The organism is Erythrobacter sp. NE805, from assembly GCF_046452355.1.
Classification (GTDB): Bacteria; Pseudomonadota; Alphaproteobacteria; order Sphingomonadales; family Sphingomonadaceae; genus Erythrobacter.
The window spans coordinates 186,104-210,142 of the sequence record NZ_JBKFDI010000001.1 but is presented as its reverse complement, the minus strand read 5'-3'; the positions used below and the strand labels follow the sequence as shown (position 1 = coordinate 210,142).

Below are 24,039 nucleotides of genomic sequence, written 5' to 3'. Positions count from 1 at the left end.
CCCCCGTTCGGGTCGCGCCGGATCGGGGGAGGGAAACGCTCTTGGCGACAGTTACCGAAGGCCGCATGCACGCGCCGGTCCACCTGTGGATGGTCGGCACCGTGACCCTGCTGTTCAACAGCATGGGGATCATCAGCTATCTCTCGACCAAGCTCGGCAAGCTCGAGGAGATGGGCATGACCCCGAGCCAGATCGCCTTCATGGAAAGCTATCCCGCGTGGGCCACCGCCGTCTGGGCGATGGGGGTGTGGGGCGCATTTGCGGGATCGGTGCTGCTGCTGCTCCGCTCGAGGTGGGCGGTGCCGGCGATGGCGATCGCGCTTGCGGGGCTGATCGGCGTGACGATGGCCGAGACCGTGATCCTCGATGTGCCGGCCGACATGGCCACGCCGCCCGGGCTCAAGGTCTCGATCTGGGCCGTGACGCTGTTCCTGCTGTTCTACGCGGTCCGGATGAGGAAGGCCGGGGTGCTGCGCTGACGCCCTCAAGCAGCGAGGCGGCAGGGTGACAAGAACGCCTCCCTAGGCCGCCTTCCTGCCGCGCCGTTCCTCGACCAGCTGGAGATAGGTGTCGGCGACCACCGCGTTGATTGCCTCCCAGCCGAACTCGCAGGCGCGCGTCTCGCCGGCCGCGCCGTGGCCCGAGCGCAGCGCCCGGTCGGCGCAATAGGGCGCGAGCGCCGCGGCGAAGGCGGCGGCGTCGGCCTTGATGCTGCCCGAGGGCGCGACCAGCCGCCCGGTGACCCCGTCGGCGACGAGGCTCGCGCTGCCGGTTGCCCCGGCGGCGACCACGGGAAGCCCGCTCGCCATCGCCTCGAGCGTGACGTTGCCGAAGGTCTCGGTGACCGAGGGGTTGAAGAACACGTCCCCGCTGGCGAGCGCCTGGCCGAGGCCCTCGCCGGTCCGGAAGCCCGCGAAGATTCCGCCCGGCAGGTTCGCCTCGAACCACGCGCGCGCCGGCCCGTCGCCGATCACCAGCACCTTGTGCGGAACGCCCTGCTCGCGCAGGGCGGCGATGGTCTCGGCGAAGACGTCGAGGCCCTTTTCCATCACCAGCCGGCCGAGGAAGACGATCGCGACGTCCTCGTCGGCGAGGCCGAGCTCGCGGCGCCATTCGGGGTCGCGGCGGGCGGAAGAGAAGATCGTGCGGTCCACACCGCGGCTCCACAACCCGATGCGGTGGTGCATGCCCATCGCGGCGAGCTCGTCGATCATCGACTGCGAGGGCGCGACGAGGGCGTCGCAGCGGTTGTAGAAGCGCTTCAGCAGCTTGACGATCACCGGCTCGAGAAAGGCCATGTTGTAGTAGCGCGGGTAGGTCTCGAAGCGGGTGTGGACGCTGGCGAGCACCGGGACGCCGCGCGCGCGGGCCCACTTGAGCGCGGCGTGGCCCGAGGGGTCGGGCGAGGAGAGGTGGACGATGTCGGGCGCGAAGGCCGCGAGGTCGCGGCGCACCGCAGGCCCGAGCCCCGTCGGCAGGCGGTATTCGCCGCGGCCCTTCACCGGCATCGGCACGTTGGGCAGCCCGACGAGATCGCCGGTCGGGGGGAAATCGGGATTGGCGACCTTGGGCGAGTAGACGCGCACCTTCGCCCCGCGTGCCAGCAGCGAGCCCACGAGCCGGTTGAGGGCCTGGTTAGCCCCGTCGCGGGTGTAGTTGTAATTGCCGCTGAACAGGGCGACGCGGAGGTTGGCGATGTCCATGAGGCCGCCCGTTTAGGCGAGCCCGGGGGAATTTGCGAGAGGGAGGTTGCGCGAGAGCCCAAGTCCCTCCCCGTTCGCTTGCGAATGGGGAGGTGGCATCGCGAAGCGATGACGGAGGGGTCATGCGGCGCCGGAGGATTACCCCTCCGTCAGCCGCCTGCGGCGTCTGCCATCCTTCGACAGGCTCAGGACAGCCCCTCCTCATCCCTTCGGGACGGGGAGGGGCGATCGACCTTTCCCCTTTCGTCATTGACTTGTCGCCGCGCCTCTCTACAGCGGCCGACGGGCCACGCGGTCCCAACGCCGCGCGTGCTCTCTGCAAGGAGAGAATACATGACTGACTACGTTCGCGGGCTCGCGCATGAGCCTTCGCTGAAGCCTGAGCGCCCCTTCTTTTCCTCGGGCCCTACGGCAAAATTCCCCGGCTGGTCGCTGGACAAGCTTAAGACCGAATCGCTCGGCCGCTCGCACCGTTCGAGCATCGGCAAGGCGCGCCTCAAATACGCGCTCGATCTCAGCCGCGAACTGCTCGGCATTCCTGATGACTATCTGATCGGCATCATGCCGGCCTCGGACACCGGGGCGATCGAGGCCGCGATGTGGTCGATGCTCGATCCCGCGAGGCCCGTGACGGTCGCGGCGTGGGAGAGCTTCGGCAATGTCTGGATCCAGGACGCGGTGAAGCAGCTGAAGCTGCCGAACCTGCAGGTCCTGACCGCCGACTATGGTGCAATCCCCGACCTCACCACCATCCCGCAGAGGAACGACGTGGTGTTCACCTGGAACGGCACGACTTCGGGCGCGCGCATTCCGAACACCGACTGGCTCGAGAAGGGCCGCGAGGGCGTGACGATCAACGACGCCACCAGCGCAATCTTCGCGATGGAGATGGACTGGGCCAAGCTCGATGCGACGACCTATTCGTGGCAGAAGGTGATGGGCTCGGAAGCCCAGCACGGGATGCTGATCCTCAGCCCCAAGGCGGTCGAGCGGATCGAGAGCTACGACCCGGCCTGGCCGCTCCCCAAGCTGTTCCGCATGAAGAAGGGCGCCAAGCTCAACCGCGGGATCTTCGAGGGCGAGACGATCAACACCCCCTCGATGCTGGCGACCGAGGACTACATCGCCGCGCTCGAATGGGGCAAGGCGATCGGCGGGCGCAAGGCGCTGATCGAGCGGGCCAATGCCAATGCGGCGCTGGTCAAGGACTGGATCGAGGCGACCCCGTGGCTGCGCAACATGGCGAGCGACCCGGCGCTCCAGACCAACACCGGCGTGTGCATGGTCTTCCAGGGCGACTGGTACGAGAGCCTCTCCGACGAGGACAAGGCGGGCGTTCCCAAGAAGATCGTCAAGCTGCTCGAGGAGCGCAACGTCGGCTTCGACTTCAACGGCTACCGCGACGCGCCGCCGAGCTTGCGCATCTGGTGCGGCTCCACGGTCGAGCAGGAGGACATCAAGCGCCTGCTGCCGTGGATCGAGTGGGCCTACGAGAAGGTCAAGAACGGCTGATTTGCCGGCCTTTCGCACTCACCCCTCCTCCGTTCGTGCTGAGCTTGTCGAAGCACTGCCTTTTTTCTGATGCCGCGCTGCCTTCCAAATGAAGTGCAGCCCTTCGACAGGCTCAGGGCGAACGGGTCTTCTTTTCCGTGGAAGGAAATCTCCATGACCAAGCCCAAAGTTCTCATCAGCGACAAGATGGACCCCAACGCCGCGCGCATCTTCGAGGAGCGCGGCTGCGATGTCGATGTCATCACCGGGGAGACCCCCGATGAGCTCGCCGCGCGCATCCATGAATATCACGGCCTCGCGATCCGCTCCTCGACCAAGGTCACCAAGGCGATCCTCGATGCCGCGCCCAACTTGAAGGTGATCGGCCGCGCCGGCATCGGGGTGGACAATGTCGATATCCCCTACGCCAGCTCCAAGGGCGTGGTGGTGATGAACACCCCCTTCGGCAACTCGATCACCACCGCCGAACACGCCATCGCGCTGATGTTCGCGCTCGCCCGGCAGATCCCGGAAGCGAACGCCCAGACCCAGGCGGGCAAGTGGCCCAAGAGCGGGTTCATGGGCGTCGAGGTGACGGGCAAGACCCTCGGCCTGATCGGCGCTGGCAACATCGGCTCGATCGTGGCGAGCCGCGCATTGGGCCTCCGGATGAAGGTGATCGCCTATGATCCCTTCCTCACCGAGGAGCGCGCGATCGAGCTCGGCATTGAGAAGGTCGACCTCGACACGCTGCTCAGCCGCGCCGACTTCGTGACGCTCCACACCCCGCTCACCGAGGAGACCCGCAACATCCTCAGCCGCGAGCGGCTCGAGAACGCCAAGAAGGGCATCCGCGTCATCAATTGCGCGCGCGGCGGCCTGATCGACGAGGCGGCGCTGAAGGAATGCCTCGAGAGCGGCCAGGTCGCGGGCGCGGCGCTGGACGTTTTCGAGGTCGAGCCTCCGGCCGCCGACCACCCGCTGTTCGGCGCGCCCAACTTCATCTGCACGCCGCACCTCGGGGCCTCGACCAACGAGGCGCAGGTCAACGTCGCACTCCAGGTCGCCGAGCAGATGGCGGACTATCTCGTCAACGGCGGCGTGACCAATGCGCTCAACGTGCCGTCGCTCTCCGCCGAGGAAGCCCCCAAGCTCAAGCCCTACATGACGCTCGCCGAGAAGCTCGGCAGCCTCGTCGGCCAGCTCGCCCACGGCAACCTCACCCAGATCGGGGTCGAGCGTGAGGGCGCGGCGGCCGAACTCAATGGCAAGCCGATCACCGCCGCCGTGCTCGCGGGCTTCATGCGCCGCTATTCGGACACGGTGAACATGGTCAACGCGCCCTTCCTCGCCAAGGAGCGCGGGCTTGCCGTGAGCGAGGTGCGCCACGAACGCGAGGGCGCGTTCAACACGCTGGTGCGCGTCACCGTCGAGACCGCGCAGGGCCCCCGCTCGGTCGCCGGCACGCTGTTCGGCACCGAGGCGCCGCGGCTGGTCGAGATCTTCGGCATCGGCATCGAGGCCGAGCTCTCGGGCCACATGCTCTACATCGTCAACGACGACAAGCCGGGCTTCATCGGCCGCATCGGCACGCTGCTCGGCGACCACGGGATCAACATCGGCACCTTCAACCTCGGCCGCCGCGAGGCCGGCGGGGAAGCGGTGCTGCTGTTGAGCCTCGACGAGGCGCTGACCCCCGAGGTGATCGCCGAGGCCGAGAAGGTCGAGGGCGTCAAGACGGTCAAGGCGCTGACGTTCTGAGTTCGGCGCGGGCCCACCCCCGGCCCCTCCCGCAAGCGGGAGGGGAGACGAAAGCGCAACCCGGTCCCCCTCCCGCTTGCGGGAGGGGTTAGGGGTGGGTGTCTCTTTTCTCCCGTTCGCCCTGAGCTTGTCGAAGGGCCGCACATCTTATAGCGCCGCGGTGCAGAAGAAGTGCCGTGCTTCGACAGGCTCAGCACGAACGGAAGTGTGATCAATTGACCAAGCCCAACGACCTCCTCCCCGAAGGCCTCGAGGACCGCCTGCCCCCCGAGGCCGCGCGGATCACGGCTGCCATGCGCGCCGCGCTCGACGTGCTCGCCGCGCATGGCTACGACCGGGTGCGCCCGCCGCTGCTCGAGTTCGAGGCCTCGCTTGCCGGGAGGATGGCGGGCGTCACGGTCGGCGAGAGCAGTGCGATGTTCCGCTTCGTCGATCCCGCTTCGCTGCGCACCCTCGCGCTGCGCTCCGACATGACCCCGCAGGTCGGGCGCATCGCCGCGACCAGCCTCGCCGCCGCCCCGCGTCCGCTCAGGCTCGCCTATTGCGGCGACACGGTGGTCATCAAGGCGAGCCAGCTCGACCCCGCGCGCGAGCGGCTGCAACTGGGCGCCGAGCTGATCGGCGCGGATTCGGTCGCCGCCGCGAGCGAGGCGGTGATGCTCGCGGTCGAGGCGCTGAAGGCCGCGGGGCTGACCGGCATCGCGGTCGATTTCACCCTGCCGGACCTCGTCGACACGCTTGCGGCGAAGACCTTCCCGCTCGCGCCCGAGCAGATCGAGGCGGTGCGCCGCGAGCTCGACACCAAGGACGCGGGCGGATTGAAGGCCGCGGGCGGGTCGGCCTACCTGCCGCTGCTCTATGCGACCGGGCCCTTCGAGGGGGCGCTCGCTTCGCTTCGCGCGGTCGATGCGGGCGGGGCGCTCAAGTCGCGGCTCGACGCGCTCGAGCAGATCGCGGCGGCCGTCGGCGACGCGGCGACGATCACCCTCGACCCGACCGAGCGCCACGGCTTCGAATACCAGTCGTGGTTCGGCTTCACGCTCTACGCCGAAGGCCTGCGCCGCGCGGCGGGGCGGGGCGGCACCTACCGCATCGCCGGGAGCGAGGAGCCCGCGACCGGCTTCACCCTCTACCTCGACCGCCTTGCCGAGATCGCCCCCCAGCCCGAGCCGGTGCGCACCTGCTACCTGCCCCTGGGTCACGACCGGGCGGTGGCGGCGCGCCTGAGGTTCGAAGGCTGGCGCACCCTCGCCCAGCTCGCCGCGGGCGAGGACCCGCAGATGCTCGGCTGCGGCTACGTGCTGGAAGGAGAAGAGCCGGTCGCGCTCTGACCTGCAAGGACGGAGCCTCGTCGCCGGCGGCCCCTTCCCGAGGCTCCGACCTACGGAGATTCACCTAAGTGCCCGCACGGCTTATTCTGGGGCTTCGTGCTAGCATCGCGCGATGAATGCCCACGCTCAGCCCCTCTCCGACGAAACCCCAGATTGCAAGCGCAGCCTGGGGCGAGCGGTGCTCGGGATTCGCAGCAGCCTCGCCACGACAGCGAACACTTTCCTTGTGGAGATCGCCGATCTGTCCCTTCGCGGCGCGGGCATCGTCACCCCGCGCCCGCTCGAAGTCGCGCAAGCCGTCTGGCTCGACCTCGGGAGGATCAAGGTCTTCGGCGAGGTCAAGTGGTGCCGCGGGAGCCATGCGGGTATCGAGTTCGAGGAGGCCTTGCCCAAGGCGGTGGTGCTGAACCTGCGCGGCGAGGTGGTCGATGCGATGGAGCTTGCCAAGGCGGAGGCCCGGATGGCCGCGCGCGACTGGGTGGTGGGCATGGGGGGCTACCGCTCGCGGGCGGAGCGTCTCGCCGAGGTTCTCGGCTGGGGTGGCGGGGCGCGCCGCGCTTCCGGCGCACGCGGCGACACGCAGCATGGCAAGGTGGGTGGCTGGTTCACGCTGCGGCGGCGGCGCGGGGAGACTGTGCCCCGGATGATGTTCAGGATCACGCTCGCCTCGGTGGTGACGGGGGGGCTGGCGGGCGTGCTGAGTGCAATGCTGTTCTGAGGTTCGGACGCAGCGCCGGGCCTTTTCAGGATATCGTCGCCCCGGACGCAGGGCCCGGGGCGACGCCCCCCAACGGGTTCAGCCCAGCACCTTCTTCAGCCACGCATCCATCACCGCAGTCGCGGGATAGTTGCTTTGGCCGAGCTTGCGATTGATCTCCATGTGGCCGCGCAGGCCCTCGCCGGGGAAGCCCGCGACCTCGGCCTTGGTGCCCGCGCGCCTGAGCGCCGCGGCGAGCGCGTTCGATTGCGCGATCGCGTCGGGGCGCTGGACGTGGAGCAGCAGGAAGGCGGGCGCGTTGGGTGCAGCCGCCTGGAGAGTCGGCGAAAGCGCCTTCTGGCGCGCCAGGTCGGTGCCGAAGGCCTGGACATAGGTCGGCGCCATCATCTTCGGCCCCGCCGCCAACTGCTCCGCGACGTCATAGGCCGCGCCGTCGTTGGGGATCACCCCGTCGATGTCCGCGAAGGACAGGCCCGCGGCCTTGAGATAACGCTCGTCGGTCCCCACCAGCGCGACGAGATGCGCGCCCGCCGAGTGACCGGTCAGCACCACGCGGGTCGGATCGATGCCGAGGCTCTCGGCGCGCTTCAGCAGGTGCGCGAGCGCGGCGGCGACGTCGCGCGCCTGCTCCTCGACGGTGTTGCGCGGCACCAGCCGGTAGTCGATCGAGGCGAAGGCATAGCCCTGTTCGAGCATATGCGCCGGGAGCGCGCGCGAGGTGGCGTTGTTCTTCGAGCCGCGCTTCCAACCGCCGCCGTGGACGAACAGGACGAGGGGAGCCTTCTTCGCGCCCTCGGGCACCCACAGGTCCAATGCCTGGAGGCTGTCGGGGCCGTAGGCGAGGGTCTGCGTCGGCGGGGTCGCGGGTCCTTGCGCGCCCATCCCCCCGCCGCCGCGCTGGCGCAGGCGCTGCTCGATCCGCTGGCGCAGCTCGCTCCGGCACCCGTCCGAGAGCTCGCCCGCCTTCTCGCGCAGGCAGGAGCGCATCTGCGTCCGGTCCGTGCCGCACAGCCGCACGATCTCGGCGCGGCACTCGGGCGGGAGGCGCCCGCCCCCGCCGCGCTGCTGCTGGGCGAGGATCGGGGTGGCGAGCACGCCGAGCGCGGCGGCGGCGGTGAGAAGCGTGGCGGGGGTCTTCATGGGCAGGCTCCTTGGCGGCAGGGTCGTTCCCCAAGCAACGCGCGCTCGCGCCAAACCCTTCGCGCGGGAGGCCCCTCACCGCGCTTGCCCTTGGCGCGGCGAACGCCTAGGCCCCCCGGGTTTTGTCGAGCCGCTAGCAAAGGACCAGCATGGCCAACGTCACCGTGATCGGCGCCCAGTGGGGCGATGAGGGCAAGGGCAAGATCGTCGACTGGCTGGCGAGCCGCGCCGACGTGGTCGTGCGCTTCCAGGGCGGGCACAACGCCGGCCACACCCTCGTGATCGACGGCAAGACCTACAAGCTCTCGCTGCTCCCCTCCGGCATCGTCTCGGGGACGCTCTCGGTGATCGGCAACGGCGTGGTGCTCGACCCCTGGGCGCTGCGCGACGAGGTCGCCAAGGTCGAGGGGCAGGGGGTATCCGTCACCGACGAGAACCTCGCGATCGCCGACAATTGCCCGCTGATCCTGCCGCTCCACCGCGATCTTGACGCGCTCAGGGAGACGGCGGCGGGCAAGGGCAAGATCGGCACCACCGGGCGCGGGATCGGCCCGGCCTACGAGGACAAGGTCGGCCGGCGGGCGATCCGGGTGTGCGACCTTGCGCACCTCGACACATTGGAGCCGCAGCTCGACCGCCTGTGCGCCCACCACGACGCGCTGCGCGCCGGCTTCGGCCAGCCCCCGGTCGACCGCGCCGCGCTGCTGGAAGAGCTGCGCGAGATCGCCCCCTTCGTGCTGCGCTTCGCACAGCCGGTGTGGAAGCGCCTCAAGAAGGTCCGCCGCGCCGGGGCCAAGATCCTGTTCGAGGGCGCGCAGGGGGTGCTGCTCGACGTCGATCACGGCACCTATCCCTTCGTCACCTCGTCGAACACGGTGAGCGGCACCGCGGCGTCGGGCAGCGGCCTCGGCCCCAATTCGACCGGCTTCGTGCTCGGCATCGTCAAGGCCTACACCACCCGCGTCGGCTCGGGCCCCTTCCCGACGGAACTCGAGGACGAGGTCGGCCAGCGCCTCGGCGAGCGCGGCCACGAATTCGGCACCGTCACCGGCCGCAAGCGCCGGGTCGGCTGGTTCGATGCCGTGCTCGTGCGCCAGTCCTGCGCGATCAGCGGCGTCACCGGCATCGCGCTCACCAAGATCGACGTGCTCGACGGGCTCGAGAAGGTCGCGATCTGCACCGGCTATCGCCTGCGCGGCAAGGTCTACGACTACCTCCCCAGCCACGCCGCCGACCAGGCCGAATGCGAGCCGATCTACGAGGAAATGCCCGGCTGGCACGAGAGCACCGCGGGCGCGCGCTCCTATGCCGACCTTCCGGCCAACGCGATCAAGTACATCCAGCGCATCCAGGAGCTGATCGAATGCCCCGTCGCGCTCGTCTCGACCTCGCCGGAGCGCGACGACACGATCCTGATGCGCGATCCCTTCGTCGACTAGGAGGCCTCCGATGCAGATCGCGTTCCTGCCCTTCGCCCACATGACCCAGCTCGACATGACCGGCCCGGCGCAGTTCCTCGCGCGCCTGCCGGGGGCGAGCGTGCATTACGTCTCGCACAGCCTCGACCCGCTGCCCACCGACGCGGGGTTCTCTATCGTCCCCACCATCACCTATGCGGACATCCCTGCGCCCGACATCATCTGCGTGCCGGGCGGCGTCGGCGTCGCGAGCGTGATGAACGACGACGCCGCGATGGCATGGCTGCGGCAGGCGGGCAGCACCGCCACCTGGGTCACCAGCGTGTGCACCGGGGCGCTGATCCTCGGCGCGGCAGGGCTGCTCAGGGGATACCGGGCGACCACCCACTGGGCCTGGCACCACCACCTCGCGCGCTTCGGCGCCGAGCCCGTCCACGCCCGCACCGTGATCGATCGCAACCGCGTGACCGGCGGCGGGGTGACAGCGGGGATCGATTTCGCGCTGACCCTGATCGCTCAGATCGCCGGGGAAGAGGTCGCCAGGGCGCTCCAGCTCGGCTTCGAATATGACCCTGCGCCGCCCTTCGACGCGGGCTCTCCCGCGAAGGCCGGACCCGAGCTCGTCGCGCGCTATGCCGAGGCGGCTGCGGCCCGTGCGCGGGGCCGCGAGGAGGAACTGGTGAAGGCGGCCGAGCGGCTGGGGTTCGGCGCCTGAGCCCGATCCTCCGGGCGAGGAGCAATGCGGATTGATCGCCCGTCCCCCGCCGGGGTAGGCTTGCCCGCGTGACCCGCCTCGCAATCCTCCCGCTCCTGCTGCTCGCCGCCTGCGCCGCGCCGCAGCCCGAGCAGGCGCAGGGCCCAGCCGCGCAGCCCCCGCTCGCCCGCGAGGCGGCGCGGATCATCCCCGCGCCGCGCTTCGCCAAGGTCGACTACCTGATTGTCGACAAGTCCGAGCGGCTGATGGTCGCCTATGCCGGCGGCCAGCCGGTCAGGGCCTGGCGGGGCTTGCAGTTCGGCGACCAGCCGCAGGGCCACAAGCGCTTCGAGGGCGACGAGCGCACGCCCGAGGGGCGCTACGTGATCGAGGGGCGCAATCCGGGGAGCGCCTATCATTTGAGCCTCAAGCTCTCCTACCCCAACGCCGAGGACCGCGCCTATGCCGCGCGGCAGGGCCGCTCGCCGGGGGGCGACATCTTCCTCCACGGCCAGCCCAATGCCCTGCCGACGGGGCGGATGCCGGGCGACTGGACCGACGGCTGCATCGCGCTCTCGAACGCCGAGATCGAGGAGCTGTGGCGCATCGTCCCCGACGGCACGGCGATCGAGATCAGGCCCTGATCGCGCCCATCAGCCAGGGCCCGCGCGCATGAATTTCGAGTGAGGAACCACCCGCACTGCGGCAGGCGGGCTGGACAGGACTATCCGAAAACCAGCACGCTCTTGGGCATGCCGAGGAAGTATTCGACTTCCATGTCGGCATCGGGGAAGTAGCGCTTGAATTCAGGCTTCCGCAGCAGCTGCGTCTGGTCGAACATCCATACCGAACTTGCATCGGACATGAGTGCAAAGGGCGATGCACGCACAAGCAACCGGCCCCAGCTGCGCGGAAGCCAGTGAATGAAGGGCAGCCCGAAATGCAGTTCGAGCGGGAAGCCATAGGCCGGGGTCTGCACCACGAACCTCTTCCCGACGCGGGCGATCTCCGAGACCAGCCGCGCCCTGTTTTCGAGCGGCACGTGTTCGATCACGGAATTGCAGATCACCACGTCGGCAGTGCCATCCGCCTCGGGAATGGTGTGGCCATCATAAATATGGGTTTCGATATAGTCGGTCCGGTTCTGCAGGCCCATCTGCATGCGTCCGGCGCTGATATTGTAGATGATCACGCGGGCCGGCTTGAGGATGTCGCCGACCGACTTCCAGAAGGTGAGCGATCCGCCGACGTCGATCACCACGCCGCCATTGATCTCCGGAAACCGCTTCAGGATGCGTTCTGCACGCTTCTTGCGAAACCAGGTTTGGGCAGGGTGGACGGCTTTTGACCAGGCGCTCATGAGCGCGATGGTTAGCTTCGATCAGGTGGGGAGTCTATCCTGGTTTTGAAAATTTTCGGGACGGATCTGCCGCTCGTCGGTCCGGTCGGGAACGCGCTTGTCCCGCGACGCGCGACTGCGACGCGGCGATGCGGAGGAGCGAAGCGCAAGCGCGCGTCATCTCCAACATTTGCTTGCTATGATCCGTTTTTGTTCTATTCTCGTTCCAACATTGCTGGAGTCGAGTCGATGCTCAACCACGCTTCTGCTGCCGAAGATTTCGCCTATGGCTGCGCCGATGACGGGGCCGGGCTCCCCGCGCGGGTCGCGATTTTCGGGGAGCACGAGGGGCTCCGCCGCCAGATCGCCGCCGATCTCGGCGGGGCCGGGTTCCAGAGCATCGACGGGGGCGGCCTGCGCGCGCTGCTCGAAGGGCCGATCGCGCTGCTCGGCGATGTGGTGGTGGTCGATTGCGCGGTCACCGGCTCGCGCGGGATGGACGCGATGATGCTGGCAGGCCTCGCCCGGCTCGACATGCGGATCGCGCGCTCGGGGGCAAAGCTGATCGTCGGCACCAACCTCGAAGGTCTCGACGATGTCTTCGCCGTGCTCGACCAGTCCAACCCGCAGATCCTCGTGTCGCCGAGCCGCGCCGAGCGGGTGATCGCGGTCGGCCGGGTGATGGGCGAGGCGGGCGCGGCGCGGCTGCGCGAAATGGCCGAGGAGGACCGCGTCGCGCTGCTGCGCCTCTCGCAGCAGGTCGAGGCGATCGCCCATTCGCTCGACCGCATCGGCCACACCGCGGGCGAGCGCGGGGCCTTCAGCGGCCTCGGGCACGAGACGGCGCGCCTCGAATCGGCCGCCGCGAGCGGGTTTGCCCCGGCGCGCCCGGCGCTCCCCGATCCGCAGGTGGTGCGCCAGATCATCGCCAACCGCCAGGCGCGCACCCGCTTCTTCGATCCGGCGCTGTTCGGCGATCCGGCGTGGGACATGCTGCTGGACCTGACCGCCGCGCACGGCGAGGGCGTGCAGGTCTCGGTGACCTCGCTGTGCATCGCCGCCGGGGTTCCGGCGACGACGGCGCTCCGCTGGCTCACCCAGATGGTCGAGAGCGGCATCTTCGTGCGCGTTCCCGACCCGGCCGACCGTCGCCGCGCCTTCATCGCGCTGAGCGACAAGGCCATCGCCGCGATGTCCGGCTACTTCGCGAGCCTGCGCACTCCGGTGCTCCAGGCGGCTTAGGTTTTCCGAAGCGGCGCAGGGGTTCGTCCTCTCGCCAGGGCAGATGCCGCCCTAAGGGAGCGCCCTTCTTCTCCTCTCCCCCGGGGGAGGGGCCGGGGGTGGGGGCTCCGCCCCCGCGCGTCGCGACTCCTCTTACCGTGCCCGCTAGCCGCCCGGCGCCACCGGCCGCCAGCGCAGGACCAGCGTGAGGCCGGGGGCAGCGTCGCCCTCGCCTTCAGGGGCGGTGGGCGCAGCCTCCTGCTCGCCCGCGCCAGACCCGGCCTTGCCCGCTCCAGACCCCGCCTTGACCCCATCCAGACCCCCTTCAGCCCCCCCCTCGCGGGGATGTTTCGCGTGAAACATCCGCCGCTCGGCATCGGCGCGGGCCCTTGCGAGGATCGCGGCGGGCACCTCCCCATCGATCAGGATCAGGTCCGCCTCGCCCAGCCAGCGGGCTTGCCTGAGGGTCAGGTCCTCAGGGTCGGCGCGGGTGAGGATCACCTCGCGAAGCTCCCCCGTCGGAGCGCTGTCCGCGCCCGCGATCCAGCCTGCAACCCGCTGGAAAGCCTCGGGATCGAGCGGATCGAGCGGTCCGCCCTCCCGCAAGCCGGCATCCACCGCCCGCCGCCGCGCCAGCCCCTCGGGGAAACGCCGCCGGAGCGCAGGCCGCGCCGCCTCGAGCGCCCGGGCGAGCGCCCCGAGCGTTTCGGGCAGCACCCGCTCGAGCCGCAGCCGCACGTGCTTCGCCAGCCCCGCCGAGGCCCCCCCGGTCCCGATCGCCACCAGCAGCGGGTCGCGGTCGAGGATCGAAGGCGTTGTAAAGTCGCATAATTCCGGCCGGTCGACGACGTTGACCAGCATCCCCGCACAGCGCGCATTGATCGCCGCCGCCTCGCAGGCAAGTCGGTCCTCGAAGGCGATGAAGGCGAGCCGCACCCCCTCGTCAACCGCCCGCGCAAAGTCCTCGACCACCACGCCCCCGGCGCGTTCGACGAGCCGCCGCTTGGGCTCCGCCGCGGGCCCGTCACCGAGCACAAGCACCTGTTGTCCCGCGACCTTGTGGAACAGCGGCAGGCTCGCGATGCCGCTCATGACGGTGTCAGACGAGCCATTCCGGCACGCGCTCGGCGTCCATGATCGCGCCCGCCTCGATACGGTCCGCGACGACCGCGAAGCGGTCGCCGTCGACCAGCACCTCGGCGACGAAGCCGCGCGAATTGTAGGACGAGGCCATCGTCGCGCCGTAAGCGCCCGCGGTGCGGAACACCGCGAGGTCGCCCGCCTCCAACAGGTCGCACTCGCGGCCCATCGCGAAGGTGTCGCCGGTCTCGCAGATCGGACCGACGATGTTGGCCGTCATCCGGTCGCCCCTTGGGCTCACCGCCTCGAAGTGGTGGTAGGCGCCGTAGAGGGCAGGACGTGCGAGGTCGTTCATGGCGGCGTCGACGATCACGAAGGGATCGTTGATCCCGCGCTTCACCCGCACCACCCGGGTCAGCAACACCCCTGCATTGCCCGCGATCACCCGGCCCGGCTCGAAGATCAGCTTGACCCCCCAGTCCCGCGTCACCCGCGCGACCATCGCGCCGTAGGCGGCGGGCTCGGGCAGCACTTCGCCGACGCGATAGGGCACGCCGAGGCCCCCGCCGAGGTCGACATGGGTGATCGCGTGCCCCGCCCCGCGCAGCGCCTCGACCAGCGCGCCGAGCTTGCCGAAAGCCGCTTCGAGGGGTGCAAGATCAGCGAGTTGGCTGCCGATATGCACCGCCACCCCGCGCAGGTTGATCCCCGGCAGGCGCGACAGCGACCCGAAGATCTGCCCCGCCTCGCCGATGGGCACGCCGAACTTGTTGTCGGCCTTGCCGGTCGAGATCTTGTCGTGCGTGCCCGCGTCGACGTCCGGGTTGATGCGCAGCGCGCACAGCGCCGTCAGCCCGCGCGCGGCGGCGAGTTCGGCGAGCTCGACGCCTTCCTCCTCGCTCTCGATGTTGAACTGGCCGATGCCCGCCTCGAGCGCCGCGACCATCTCGGCCGCGGTCTTGCCGACCCCGGAGAAGACGATCATCTCGGGCGCGATCCCCGCGGCGAGCGCGCGGCGCATCTCGCCCACCGAGACGACGTCCGCGCCCATCCCCTGCCGCCCCAGCACCTTCAGCACCGCGAGGTTGGGGTTGGACTTGACCGCGAAGGCGATGAGCTTGTCGGGCACCGCCGCCAGCGCCTCGGCGAAGACCCGCGCGTGGCGCTCCAGCGTGGCGCGCGAATAGACGTAGACCGGCGTGCCGACCGCCGCCGCGATGTCCGGCAGCGGCACGTCCTCGGCGTGCATCACGCCGTCCCTGAGAGTGAAATGGTCCATGCAGCGGGGGCTCTATTCAGGAGGGAGGTCGAAGGGGTCGTCCTGGCGCTCCTCGGAGCGGCGGCGCAGTTCGACCGAGCGTTCGGGGGCGGCGAGCGCGTCGCGGCGCAGGAGCTCGTCGGAGCTGGGTTTCTCGGCTGCGCCATAGGGGGCCGGCGGCAGCTCGGCGCCCTTGGGCGGGGTGAGCGGTGTCTGGGTCCCGCAGCCTGCGGCGAGGAGGCAAAGCCCGAGGGCAGCAGCGATGCGCATCATTCCTCCATTCCCAGGCTGGCGCGCGCGGCGGCGACCTGCTGGCGTACCTGATCGGGCGCGGTCCCGCCATAGGAGGCCCGCGCCGCGACCGAGGCGTCGACGGAAAGGGCAGCATAGACGCTTTCCTCGATCCGCGCATCGATCGCCTTCAAGTCTTCGAGCGGCAGCTGGTCGAGCGCGATGCCTCGGTTTTCAGCGAGCTTGACCGCCGCGCCGGTGATGTGGTGCGCCTCGCGGAACGGGATGCCGGCCTGCCGCACCAGCCAGTCGGCAAGGTCGGTCGCGGTGGCATAGCCGAGTTCGGCGGCGGCGCGCATGCGGGCGGTGTTGAAGGTTGCGCCTTCGATCATCCCCGTCATCGCCGCGACCGAAAGCGCCATCAGCGAGGCGGCTTCGAAGACCGGCGGCTTGTCGTCCTGCATGTCCTTCGAATAGGCGAGCGGCAGGCCCTTCATGGTGATCATCAGGCTGGTGAGCGCCCCGATCACCCGCCCCGAATGCCCGCGCACCAGTTCGGCGGCGTCGGGGTTCTTCTTCTGCGGCATGATCGAGCTGCCGGTCGAGAGGCTGTCGGGCAGGCGGATGAAGCCGAAGGGCTGGCTCGCCCACAGGATCAGTTCCTCGGCAAGGCGCGAGAGGTGGAGCGCGGTGGCCGAGCAGCACCACAGGAAGTCCAGGGCGAAATCGCGGTCGGAGACGGCGTCCAAGGAGTTCGCGGTCGGGCGGTCGAAGCCGAGCGCGCGGGCTGTCGCCTCGCGGTCGACGGGAAAGCCGGTCCCGGCGAGCGCCGCCGAGCCGAGCGGGCACTCGTTCATCCGCACCCGCGCATCGGCGATCCGCGCGCGGTCACGCCGGAACATCTCGTAATAGGCCATGAGGTGGTGGCCGAGCGTCACCGGCTGCGCGGTCTGGAGGTGGGTGAAGCCGGGCATGATGCTGTCCGCGTGCTCGCCCGCGCGGGACACCAGCGCGCGCTGGAGCGCGGCGAGGCCCTCGTCCAATTGCACCATTGCGTCGCGCACCCACAGGCGGAAGTCGGTCGCGACCTGGTCGTTGCGGCTCCTCGCGGTGTGGAGCCGCCCGGCGACCGGACCGATCAGCTCGGCGAGCCGGGCCTCCGTCGTCATGTGGATGTCCTCGCGGTCCCAGTCCTCGGGAACGCCGTCGGCCGCGTATTCCGCCGCGACCCGGTCGAGCCCGGCAGCGATCGCCGCGGCATCCTCGGCTGCGACGATCCCCGCCGCCCCGAGCATCGCCACGTGCGCCTTGCTCGCCGCGATATCCTGCCGCCACAGCGCCTTGTCGAAGGGGATCGAGGCGTTGATTTCGCGCATGATCGCGCTAGGGCCGTCGGCGAAGCGGCCGCCCCACATGGCGTTGGTCGCAGCGCCGTCGATGGAGCCTGTCATGTCCCGCTTGTCGCTCATTACTGCCCTGATGGTCCTCGTTCTGGCGGGATGCGATAGGCCCGAGGGCGCGCCGACGCAACCGGGCGCTGAGGCGGGCGCATCATCGGCCAAGGTGGACCGCAGCAAGGCCGGAACGCCGCTCCCGGCGCTCGCCTTCAAGGACCCGGCGGGCAGGACCCTCGACCTCGGCGCACAGGACGGGCCGGTGCTCATCAACCTGTGGGCGACATGGTGCGCCCCTTGCGTCAAGGAGATGCCGCAGCTCGACGCGCTGGCGGGCGAGCTCGAGGGCGAGGTCAAGGTGCTGACCGTCAGCCAGGACGTGCGCGGGCCTGAGGTGGTGACGCCGTTCTTCGCCAAGGGCGGCTACCGCAAGCTCGAACCCTGGCTCGACCCCGAGACCGAGCTCGCCGCGCAGTTCACCCCCGAGGGGGTGCTGCCGCTCACCATCCTGTTCGACGCGAGCGGCAAGGAGGTGCTGCGCGTGGCGGGGGGCTACGACTGGGGCAGCCCCGAGGCGGCCAAGCTGATCCGCGACGCGCTCTCGGCCAAGGCCTCGTAGTCGGGCGGGGCGAGCCCGAGCGGGGCGAGCGGGAAGCCGAACAGCCCGCTCATCAGCTGCGCCTGGATGCCGCGCGCCGGCCAGTGGCGCGAGAGCGGGGCGAGCACCCGGTCGCGGATCGCGGGAAGCCAGCGCGAATCCGACTGGTAGAGCGGGGTGAAGAGCTTCGTCACCCACTGGTAGAGCCACACGTGGTCGCGCCGCCACCCGGCCGCGAGGCGCAGGCCCTCGGCGAGCGTGCGGCCCTCGGCAAGGCCGCGCGCGAGGCTCCACGCGTCGAGCAGCGCCATGTTCGCGCCTTGCCCGAGCTGCGGGCTCGCCGAGTGCCAGGCGTCGCCGATCGCGATCATCCGCTCCTTCACGGGACGCGGGTGGGTGCGATGGGCATAGCGCGCGAAGGTGAGCTGGCGGCGGTCGGTGATCCGCGCGAGCAGGCCCTCGAGCGCGGGCCAAAGGCGCAGCACCTCGGCCTTCCAGTCCGCGAGCGGGGTCGCCTGCCAGGCGGCATGGTCCTCGGCCTTGAGCGACCAGAAAAAGGCCACCTCCTGCGTGCCCACCTCCGGCCGGGTGCCGATCGGGAGCACGCCCGCCATTTGGGCGGCGCGGCGATAGCGCTGTTCGAGGAGGTTGCCCGCGAAGGGGTCGCCCGGCACGAAGGGGAGGCTTGCCCACAGCGCGCCGAAGGGGAGCACGCCCTTGGGCGCTGGGTCAAAGCCGGTGCGCCAGCCGCTCGCGTCGACGACGAGGTCGAAGGCTGCGCTCGGTGGGCGGTCGGTGAAGGTCAGGCGGCGGCCCTCGTGGGTGCAGGTGCTGCCCGTCACCGCGTGGCCGGCGTGGATCGCGATCCCCTCCTGCGCGAGCGCCGCCGCGTGGAGCACGTCGAACAGGCTCGCGCGGTGGATGCCGAGGCCGAAGGCGCCGGGGAGGCCGAGCGCGGCATAGGGCGCGTCGAGCACGCAGGCGCCGTGCTCCTCGATGCCCCGGAGCGCGTCGATCCGCGCCCCGCGGAGCACCACCGCCTCGGCAAGCCCCAGTTCGGCGAGGACCGCGAGGCCCGTCGGCTGGATCATCAGCCCCGAGCCGACCGGGCCGGGCGCAGCGAACTGGTCGAAGATGGCGATCGCGTGCCCCTGCCGCGCGAGCAGCAGCCCCGCCGCGAGTCCCGCCGGCCCGCACCCGATGATCGCCACATTGAGCCGATCCATGCTGCGCCCCTCACAGCCGCGGCGTCGCGCGCCGCGCGTCTTCCTCGATACCGAGGCGCTAGAGCGGCACCAGTGAATTTCGTGCAAAGACTCGCGAGTTAAGCGCCGAGACGCCGCCCGATCGCCTGCCCCATGCGCAGCGGATCGCCGGCCACGAGGCCCTCGAGCCATTCCACCCGGCCGGGCTCGAACAGCAGCACGACCGTTGAGCCGAGGTGGAAGCGGCCCATCTCGTCCCCGGCGGCAAAGGCGTGGCCTGCGCCCGCGAAGTCCTCGTGGACCGGGGCGGCGGCATGGGTGCGGAAGGCGTTGGGCCAGACGGTGTCGATCCCGGCGACGATCATCGCGCCGACCATGACGCTCGCGAAGTGCCCGTCAGGCCCGTCGAAGCGGCAGGAGAGGCGCTCGTTGCGGGCGAACAGCCGGTTGACACCCCCGGCGGTCGCGACGTTCACCGAGTAGAGGTCGCCGGGGATGTAGCTGGTCCGGGCGAGGGTGCCCGCGGCGGGCATGTGGACGCGGTGATAGTCCTTCGGCGACAGGTAGACGGTGATGAACCGCCCCCCCTCGAAGCGCGCCGCCTCCGCCGCATCGCAGCCGAGGATCTCGGCGACCGCGTAATCGCGTCCCTTGGCCTGGATGATCCGGCCGCCGGTGATCGGCCCCAATTGGCTGATCGCTCCGTCGGCGGGGGAGAGGATGAACTCCCGCGCGTCGGCGAGCGGGCGGGCGCCGGGCTTCAGCTCGCGGGTAAAGAAGTCGTTGAAGCTGGCGAACTCCCCGATACCCCGGGCGGCCTCGGAGAGGTCGACGCCGTAGGCCGCGACGAAGCGGCGGATCAGCGCGTCGCGCAGCCACGGCGTCTCGCTCGCGGCGAGGCGCCCGGCGAGGCGCGAGAGGGCGTGCTGGGGCAGGACGTGCTGGAGCGCGATGAAGGCGGCGGACATGCAGGCGGCGCTAGCCACCGGCGGCGCGGCGCGCAAGCACGCAGGGTCAGAGGATCGCGGTCTGCCCGCCGTCGACCTTGATTGCGCTTCCCGTGATGAAGCCCGCGCGCGGGGAGGCGAGGAAGGCGGCGATGTCGCCGAACTCCTCGGGCCGCCCGAGCCGCCCCGCCGGGATCGCCGCGATCGAGCGCGCGGTGACCTGCTCGGCGGCAAGGCCCTGTCCCGCCGCCATCGCCGCGTGGAGGCTGGTCAGGCGGTCGGTCGCGATCTGGCCGGGGAGGAGGAGGTTCACCGTCACGCCGTCGGCAGCGACCTCGGCGGCAAGCGTCTTGCACCACGAGGCGAGCATCGCGCGCACCGCGTTGGAGAGCACGAGGCCGGGGATCGGGGTGAGGAGGCTCGTCGAGGCGATCGCGAGAATGCGCCCGAAGCCGCTCGCGCGCATCTCCGGCAGGAAGGTCTGCGCGAGCGCGAGCTGGGCGTTGAACATCCGGTCCATGACGCGTGCGAAATCCGCCGGGGTGGTGCCCGCCGCCCCGCCCGTCGGCGGGCCACCGCTGTTGAGCACGAGGATGTCCGGAGAGACGCCGCGCGCCCGCACCGCGGCGATGATCGCCTGCGGGGCCGCCGGGTCGTCGAGGTCGGCGACGAGATCGACTTCGCCCGAGCGCGCGACGGTGAGCACCTCGGCCCCCTCCGCTCCGAGCGCCTCGGCGACCGCGCGCCCGAGCCCCTTGCTAGCCCCGAGCACCAGCGCCGCCTTGCCGGCCAGTTGCAGATCCATGCCGCGTCTCCTCGCAATCCTTGCGCAACTGCTTGGCACGGCGCTCGGCGAGACGGAAGAGGGCAGCGCGTCAGGCCATGTGGGCGAGGATGTCGGCGCTGAGGCGCTCGGCGTGGGTGACGAACAGCCCGTGCGGCGCGCCCGCATAGACCTCGAGCCTCGCCCCGGCGATCCCCTGTGCGGTGCGGCGCCCGGTCAGATCGAGCGGCGCCGAGGCATCGCGGTCGCCCTGGATCACGAGCGTCGGGCAGGCGATCCGGGCGAGATCGGGCCTCACGTCCGCCTCGGCGAAGGCGCGCGCCGAGGCGAGCACCGCCGGAAGGTCGACATCGGCCATCATCCGCGCCAGCCAGTCGGTCGTCTGCGGCGAGGTCTCGGGCGTGACGAAAGGCGCCTTGTTCTCCTCCACCCAGCGCGGGAAATCCTCCGCCATCCGCGCCCGCGCCGCGGCGAGGAGCTCGGCCGGGATACCGTCGGGATTGTCGGGCGAACGGGTGAGGCAGGGGGTGGTCGGCGCGACCAGCACCAGCCGGCGCACCGCGCCAGCCCCGGCCCGCGCGCAGAAGCGCACCGCCTCGGCGCCGCCCATCGAGTGTCCGACCAGCGTGATCTCCTCGAGCCCCAGCGCCTCCACCACCCGCGCGACGTCGTCGGCGAGGGTGTCGAGATCGTAGCCCCCGCCCGCGAGCGCCGAGCGGCCGTGGCCGCGCCGGTCGAAGGCGATGCAGCGCACCCCGCGCGCGGCGAGGTCGACGAACTGCCGGTGCCACATCCCGCTGTGGAGCGCCCACGCATGGAGGAACAGCACCGGCGCCCCGCTGCCCCACGAGCGGGCGAAGAGCCGCGTCCCGTCGCGCGCGGTGACGAAGCCACCGTCGTCGCGGGCCCGGGCGGGCAAGGTCGCCGCGGCGCGCGCGGGTGGCATGGGGCCGAGGCCCGCGCAGGCCCCCGCCGCCACCGCCGTGCTCAAGACGTCTCTCCGGATCATCGCTGCCTCCTCCTTGTGCCGAGAGCGCCCTTGTGCGCAGGCCGCGATCGCCCTGGCGATTACCCGCGAGGTAATGGCGCCGCCGCGCCCGGGTGCTAGGAGGCGACATGGCCAGTCACGCCGCCAGCTTCGGATCGCGCCTCAGGGACTGGCGCTCGCGCCGCCGGATGAGCCAGCTCGCCCTCGCGCTCGAGAGCGAAATCTCGGCGCGCCACCTCTCCTTCCTCGAGACCGGCCGGGCCTGCCCGAGCCGCGCGATGGTGCTGCGCATCGCCGAGACGCTCGGCCTGCCGCTGCGCGAGCGCAACCTGATGCTCGCAAGCGCCGGATTCGCGCCGGTCTACGGCGGCCATGCCCTGTCCGACCCTGCCCTGCAGCCCGCCGCCGAGGCGGTCCGGCTCGTGCTCGCCGGCCACATGCCCTTCCCGGCGCTGGCGATCGACCGGCACTGGAACCTGATCGAGGCCAATGCCGCGCTGGCCTGCTACCTCGCGGGCGTCGCCCCCGCGCTGCTGGCCCCGCCGGTCAATGTCCTCAAGCTCTCGCTCCACCCCGAGGGTCTGGGCGCGCGGATCGTCAACCATGGCGCGTGGCGCGCGCATGTGCTGGCGCGGCTGGCGCGGACCTTCGAGCGATCGGGCGATGCGGGGATCGGGGCGCTGATCGACGAGATCGAGCGCCTGCCCCGCCCGCCCCGCAGGCCGGAGCGCGCGGCAGGCGGCGAGGGCGGCATCCTCCTGCCGGTGGAGCTCGAGACCGCGGCGGGCCGAATCGCGATGTTCAGCACCACCACGGTGTTCGGATCGCCGCTAGACGTGACGCTCGACGAGATCGCGATCGAGACCTTCTTCCCCGCCGATCCCTTGTCGCGCGAACGGATGATCGCGCTCGCCGCGGCGTCCTCGGGCTGAGGCGCCGCGCGCCGCCTTGTGCGCTGGTGGGCGGTGACGGGCTCGAACCGCCGACCCTCTCGGTGTAAACGAGATGCTCTACCAACTGAGCTAACCGCCCCGCCTGAGCGGGCTGGGGCGAGGTAGGCGGCGGCGGCGCGGGGGTCAAGCGGGCTCACGTGGGCCTGCCCCCGGAAGCGCCAAGCTGCTAGAATGGCGCCATGATCATCGAGACCGAGCTCAATGACGGCACGCCGGTGTGCATCCGTCGGGTACGGCGCGAGGACGAGGCGCGTCTCAGGGAGGGCATCGCGCGCCTCTCGCCGCAGTCGCGCTACCTCAGGTTCTTCTCCGGGATGCGCGAGGCCCCGCCGCAGGTGCTGCGCGCGCTGGCGAGCCCCGACGGGCACGACCACCTCGCCTGGGGGGCGCTGCGCACCGACCTCGCGGGGACCCCGGCGCTCGGGGTGGTGCACGCCTTCCGCGACGCCGACGCGCCCGAAAGCGCGGAGTATTCGGTCGCGGTGGTCGACGAGTATCACGGCCGCGGGCTCGCCCGGCTGCTGACCGCAGTACTGCTGCTCGACTGCGCGCGCGAGGGGCTTGCCCAGTTCACCGTCCACATCCTCCCCGAGAACCGTCCGGCGCTGGCGCTGGCGCGCTCGCTCGGCGCGGAAGGCGCGGGCTTCGAGGGCGGAGTCTCGGTGCTCGAGATCGACATCGCCGAGGCGCTCGCGGCATTGCGGGCCGAGAGCGACGTGCCGGGGCTCGCGGCGGTGTTCGACCAGTTCGGCCGCGAGGCCCTAGGCGCGGGCGACGGCGCGGGCTAGGGCGCTCCCATGACACGCCCCACCATCCTCGTTCTCGGCACCGGCGGCACGATCGCGGGTGCGGGCAGTGGCGGGACCGGCGTGGCCTATCGCCCCGGCGGCGTCGCGCTCGAAAGCCTCGTCGCGCACCTCGGCGCGCTGGGGCTCGCGGCCGATCTGGTGCCCGAGGAGATCGCGCGGATCGGCTCGCAGGACATCGGCTGGGCCGAGTGGCAGGCGCTCCACGGCGCCTGCACCCGCGCGCTTGCCGACCCGCGGATCGCCGGGGTGATCATCGCCCACGGCACCGACACCGCGGAGGAGACCGCGCTGTTGCTCGACCTCACGCTGCCAGCGACCAAGCCGGTGGTGCTGGTCGGCGCGATGCGTCCGGCCGACGCGGTCGGGGCCGACGGGATGCGCAACTTCGCCAACGCGGTGAAGGTCGCGGGCGACCGCCACGCGGCGGGGCGGGGCGTGATGCTGGTGATGGGTGACGCGGTGCTCGCCGCGCGCGACGCCCGCAAGGCCGCGACCAGCAGCATCGACGCGTTCCGCAGCTTTCCCCGCGGCCCCCTCGCAAGGGTCACGCCCGCGAGCCTTGACTGGTTCGGCCCGCCGCACCGCCCCGGCGCGGCGGCGCGCTATCCCTTCCCGGCGGAGCTTCCGCGGGTCGCGATCCTCACCGCCGGCGCGGGGATGGACGCGCGGCCCGTCGAGGCCTTGCTGGGGATCGGCGCGCGCGGGATCGTGCTCGCCGGGATGGGGCAGGGCAACGCCCCCGCGGTGGTGCTGGAGGCCCTCGCCCGCTGCGCTGCCTCGGGCGTGCCGGTGGTGCGCGCGACGCGGGTCGACGAGGGGCTGGTCGATCGCAATGTCGAGGTCGCGGACGATGCGCTCGGCCTCGTCGCCGCGCGCGCGCTCGGCCCGGCCAAGGCGCGCGTGCTGCTGATGGTGCTGATCGCGAACGGGATCACCGACCCGCAGGCCGTGCAGGCGGCTTTCGACGCGGGCTAGC

Annotated in this window: 24 protein-coding genes and 1 tRNA gene; 13 read left to right on the top strand and 12 right to left on the bottom strand. The window is 71.0% G+C overall.

What is annotated here, in order from left to right; translation table 11 throughout:
• The first annotated feature begins 41 nt into the window (after positions 1-41).
• Entirely contained in the window at positions 42-479 is a 438-nt protein-coding gene (locus ACLBKU_RS01070; RefSeq protein ID WP_410177678.1) for a hypothetical protein, read from the top strand.
• Positions 480-521: 42 nt separating this feature from the next.
• Here ACLBKU_RS01070 and ACLBKU_RS01065 read toward each other — a convergent pair whose 3' ends face one another.
• The gene (locus tag ACLBKU_RS01065) at positions 522-1,703 is read right to left on the bottom strand and encodes a glycosyltransferase family 4 protein (RefSeq protein ID WP_410177677.1); all 1,182 of its coding nucleotides are present in this window, start codon (positions 1,701-1,703) and stop codon (positions 522-524) included.
• A 333-nt stretch (positions 1,704-2,036) separates the two neighbouring features.
• On the opposite strand from ACLBKU_RS01065, the gene ACLBKU_RS01060 reads away from it, so the two are divergent.
• The 4 genes from ACLBKU_RS01060 to ACLBKU_RS01045 all read left to right on the top strand — a co-directional run bounded on the left by ACLBKU_RS01060 (position 2,037) and on the right by ACLBKU_RS01045 (position 7,004).
• Positions 2,037-3,215, top strand: a complete 1,179-nt coding sequence (locus ACLBKU_RS01060; RefSeq protein ID WP_410177676.1) for a phosphoserine transaminase — start codon at positions 2,037-2,039, stop codon at positions 3,213-3,215.
• A gap of 153 nt (positions 3,216-3,368) precedes the next feature.
• Entirely contained in the window at positions 3,369-4,955 is a 1,587-nt protein-coding gene (gene serA / locus ACLBKU_RS01055; protein ID WP_410177675.1) for a phosphoglycerate dehydrogenase, read from the top strand.
• A gap of 215 nt (positions 4,956-5,170) precedes the next feature.
• Positions 5,171-6,286 (top strand): ATP phosphoribosyltransferase regulatory subunit, encoded by a 1,116-nt coding sequence (locus tag ACLBKU_RS01050; RefSeq protein WP_410177674.1) that lies wholly within the window; start codon positions 5,171-5,173, stop codon positions 6,284-6,286.
• A gap of 112 nt (positions 6,287-6,398) precedes the next feature.
• Positions 6,399-7,004: a PilZ domain-containing protein gene (locus ACLBKU_RS01045; protein WP_410177673.1), complete on the top strand. Its 606-nt coding sequence runs from the start codon at positions 6,399-6,401 to the stop codon at positions 7,002-7,004.
• A 78-nt stretch (positions 7,005-7,082) separates the two neighbouring features.
• On the opposite strand, the gene ACLBKU_RS01040 is transcribed toward ACLBKU_RS01045, so the two are convergent.
• Entirely contained in the window at positions 7,083-8,144 is a 1,062-nt protein-coding gene (locus tag ACLBKU_RS01040; protein ID WP_410177672.1) for an alpha/beta hydrolase, read from the bottom strand.
• A gap of 149 nt (positions 8,145-8,293) precedes the next feature.
• Here ACLBKU_RS01040 and ACLBKU_RS01035 point away from each other — a divergent pair, with 149 nt between their 5' ends.
• The 3 genes from ACLBKU_RS01035 (at position 8,294) to ACLBKU_RS01025 (ending at position 10,900) form a co-directional block, all read left to right on the top strand.
• Positions 8,294-9,583 carry an adenylosuccinate synthase gene (locus ACLBKU_RS01035; protein ID WP_410177671.1) on the top strand — a complete coding sequence of 430 codons (1,290 nt, stop codon included), beginning with the start codon at positions 8,294-8,296 and terminating at the stop codon, positions 9,581-9,583.
• 10 nt (positions 9,584-9,593) lie between these two features.
• Entirely contained in the window at positions 9,594-10,277 is a 684-nt protein-coding gene (locus ACLBKU_RS01030; RefSeq protein WP_410177670.1) for a DJ-1/PfpI family protein, read from the top strand.
• A gap of 68 nt (positions 10,278-10,345) precedes the next feature.
• Complete coding sequence (locus ACLBKU_RS01025) at positions 10,346-10,900, top strand: murein L,D-transpeptidase family protein (RefSeq protein ID WP_410177669.1); 555 nt, start codon at positions 10,346-10,348, stop codon at positions 10,898-10,900.
• Between the two features lie 80 nt (positions 10,901-10,980).
• On the opposite strand, the gene ACLBKU_RS01020 is transcribed toward ACLBKU_RS01025, so the two are convergent.
• Positions 10,981-11,616, bottom strand: coding sequence for a class I SAM-dependent methyltransferase (locus ACLBKU_RS01020; protein WP_410177668.1), 636 nt, complete (start codon positions 11,614-11,616; stop codon positions 10,981-10,983).
• Between the two features lie 228 nt (positions 11,617-11,844).
• Between ACLBKU_RS01020 and ACLBKU_RS01015 the strand changes: the two genes are divergently transcribed.
• The gene (locus tag ACLBKU_RS01015; RefSeq protein WP_410177667.1) at positions 11,845-12,837 is read left to right on the top strand and encodes a MarR family transcriptional regulator; all 993 of its coding nucleotides are present in this window, start codon (positions 11,845-11,847) and stop codon (positions 12,835-12,837) included.
• A 144-nt stretch (positions 12,838-12,981) separates the two neighbouring features.
• On the opposite strand, the gene ACLBKU_RS01010 is transcribed toward ACLBKU_RS01015, so the two are convergent.
• The 4 genes from ACLBKU_RS01010 to argH are packed head-to-tail and all read right to left on the bottom strand — an operon-like array spanning position 12,982 to position 16,800.
• Positions 12,982-13,908: a bifunctional precorrin-2 dehydrogenase/sirohydrochlorin ferrochelatase gene (locus ACLBKU_RS01010; RefSeq protein ID WP_410177666.1), complete on the bottom strand. Its 927-nt coding sequence runs from the start codon at positions 13,906-13,908 to the stop codon at positions 12,982-12,984.
• Between the two features lie 7 nt (positions 13,909-13,915).
• Positions 13,916-15,175 (bottom strand): diaminopimelate decarboxylase, encoded by a 1,260-nt coding sequence (lysA, locus tag ACLBKU_RS01005; protein WP_410177665.1) that lies wholly within the window; start codon positions 15,173-15,175, stop codon positions 13,916-13,918.
• A 12-nt stretch (positions 15,176-15,187) separates the two neighbouring features.
• On the bottom strand, positions 15,188-15,427 hold the full coding sequence (locus ACLBKU_RS01000) for a hypothetical protein (RefSeq protein ID WP_410177664.1): 240 nt from the start codon (positions 15,425-15,427) through the stop codon (positions 15,188-15,190).
• Complete coding sequence (gene argH / locus ACLBKU_RS00995) at positions 15,424-16,800, bottom strand: argininosuccinate lyase (RefSeq protein WP_410178980.1); 1,377 nt, start codon at positions 16,798-16,800, stop codon at positions 15,424-15,426. The genes ACLBKU_RS01000 and argH overlap by 4 nt, the downstream gene beginning before the upstream one ends.
• Positions 16,801-16,864: 64 nt before the next feature.
• On the opposite strand from argH, the gene ACLBKU_RS00990 reads away from it, so the two are divergent.
• Positions 16,865-17,398, top strand: a complete 534-nt coding sequence (locus tag ACLBKU_RS00990) for a TlpA family protein disulfide reductase (RefSeq protein WP_410177663.1) — start codon at positions 16,865-16,867, stop codon at positions 17,396-17,398.
• On the opposite strand, the gene ACLBKU_RS00985 is transcribed toward ACLBKU_RS00990, so the two are convergent.
• The 4 genes from ACLBKU_RS00985 to ACLBKU_RS00970 all read right to left on the bottom strand — a co-directional run bounded on the left by ACLBKU_RS00985 (position 17,332) and on the right by ACLBKU_RS00970 (position 21,322).
• On the bottom strand, positions 17,332-18,603 hold the full coding sequence (locus tag ACLBKU_RS00985; protein WP_410177662.1) for an FAD-dependent oxidoreductase: 1,272 nt from the start codon (positions 18,601-18,603) through the stop codon (positions 17,332-17,334). The two genes, ACLBKU_RS00990 and ACLBKU_RS00985, sit on opposite strands and share 67 nt — an antisense overlap.
• Positions 18,604-18,701: 98 nt before the next feature.
• Entirely contained in the window at positions 18,702-19,550 is an 849-nt protein-coding gene (gene asd, locus ACLBKU_RS00980) for an archaetidylserine decarboxylase (RefSeq protein ID WP_410177661.1), read from the bottom strand.
• A gap of 46 nt (positions 19,551-19,596) precedes the next feature.
• Positions 19,597-20,334, bottom strand: a complete 738-nt coding sequence (locus ACLBKU_RS00975) for an SDR family oxidoreductase (protein ID WP_410177660.1) — start codon at positions 20,332-20,334, stop codon at positions 19,597-19,599.
• 70 nt (positions 20,335-20,404) lie between these two features.
• Entirely contained in the window at positions 20,405-21,322 is a 918-nt protein-coding gene (locus ACLBKU_RS00970; protein ID WP_410177659.1) for an alpha/beta fold hydrolase, read from the bottom strand.
• 107 nt (positions 21,323-21,429) lie between these two features.
• On the opposite strand from ACLBKU_RS00970, the gene ACLBKU_RS00965 reads away from it, so the two are divergent.
• Positions 21,430-22,233 (top strand): helix-turn-helix domain-containing protein, encoded by an 804-nt coding sequence (locus ACLBKU_RS00965; protein WP_410177658.1) that lies wholly within the window; start codon positions 21,430-21,432, stop codon positions 22,231-22,233.
• Between the two features lie 24 nt (positions 22,234-22,257).
• Here ACLBKU_RS00965 and ACLBKU_RS00960 read toward each other — a convergent pair.
• Positions 22,258-22,333 (bottom strand) — tRNA-Val (locus ACLBKU_RS00960).
• A gap of 100 nt (positions 22,334-22,433) precedes the next feature.
• Here ACLBKU_RS00960 and ACLBKU_RS00955 point away from each other — a divergent pair.
• Both ACLBKU_RS00955 and ACLBKU_RS00950 read left to right on the top strand, forming a co-directional pair.
• A complete protein-coding gene (locus ACLBKU_RS00955) occupies positions 22,434-23,042 on the top strand; it encodes an N-acetyltransferase family protein (protein ID WP_410177657.1) in 609 nt (202 codons plus the stop codon).
• A 9-nt stretch (positions 23,043-23,051) separates the two neighbouring features.
• Positions 23,052-24,038, top strand: coding sequence for an asparaginase (locus tag ACLBKU_RS00950; protein ID WP_410177656.1), 987 nt, complete (start codon positions 23,052-23,054; stop codon positions 24,036-24,038).
• Position 24,039 lies beyond the last annotated feature (1 nt).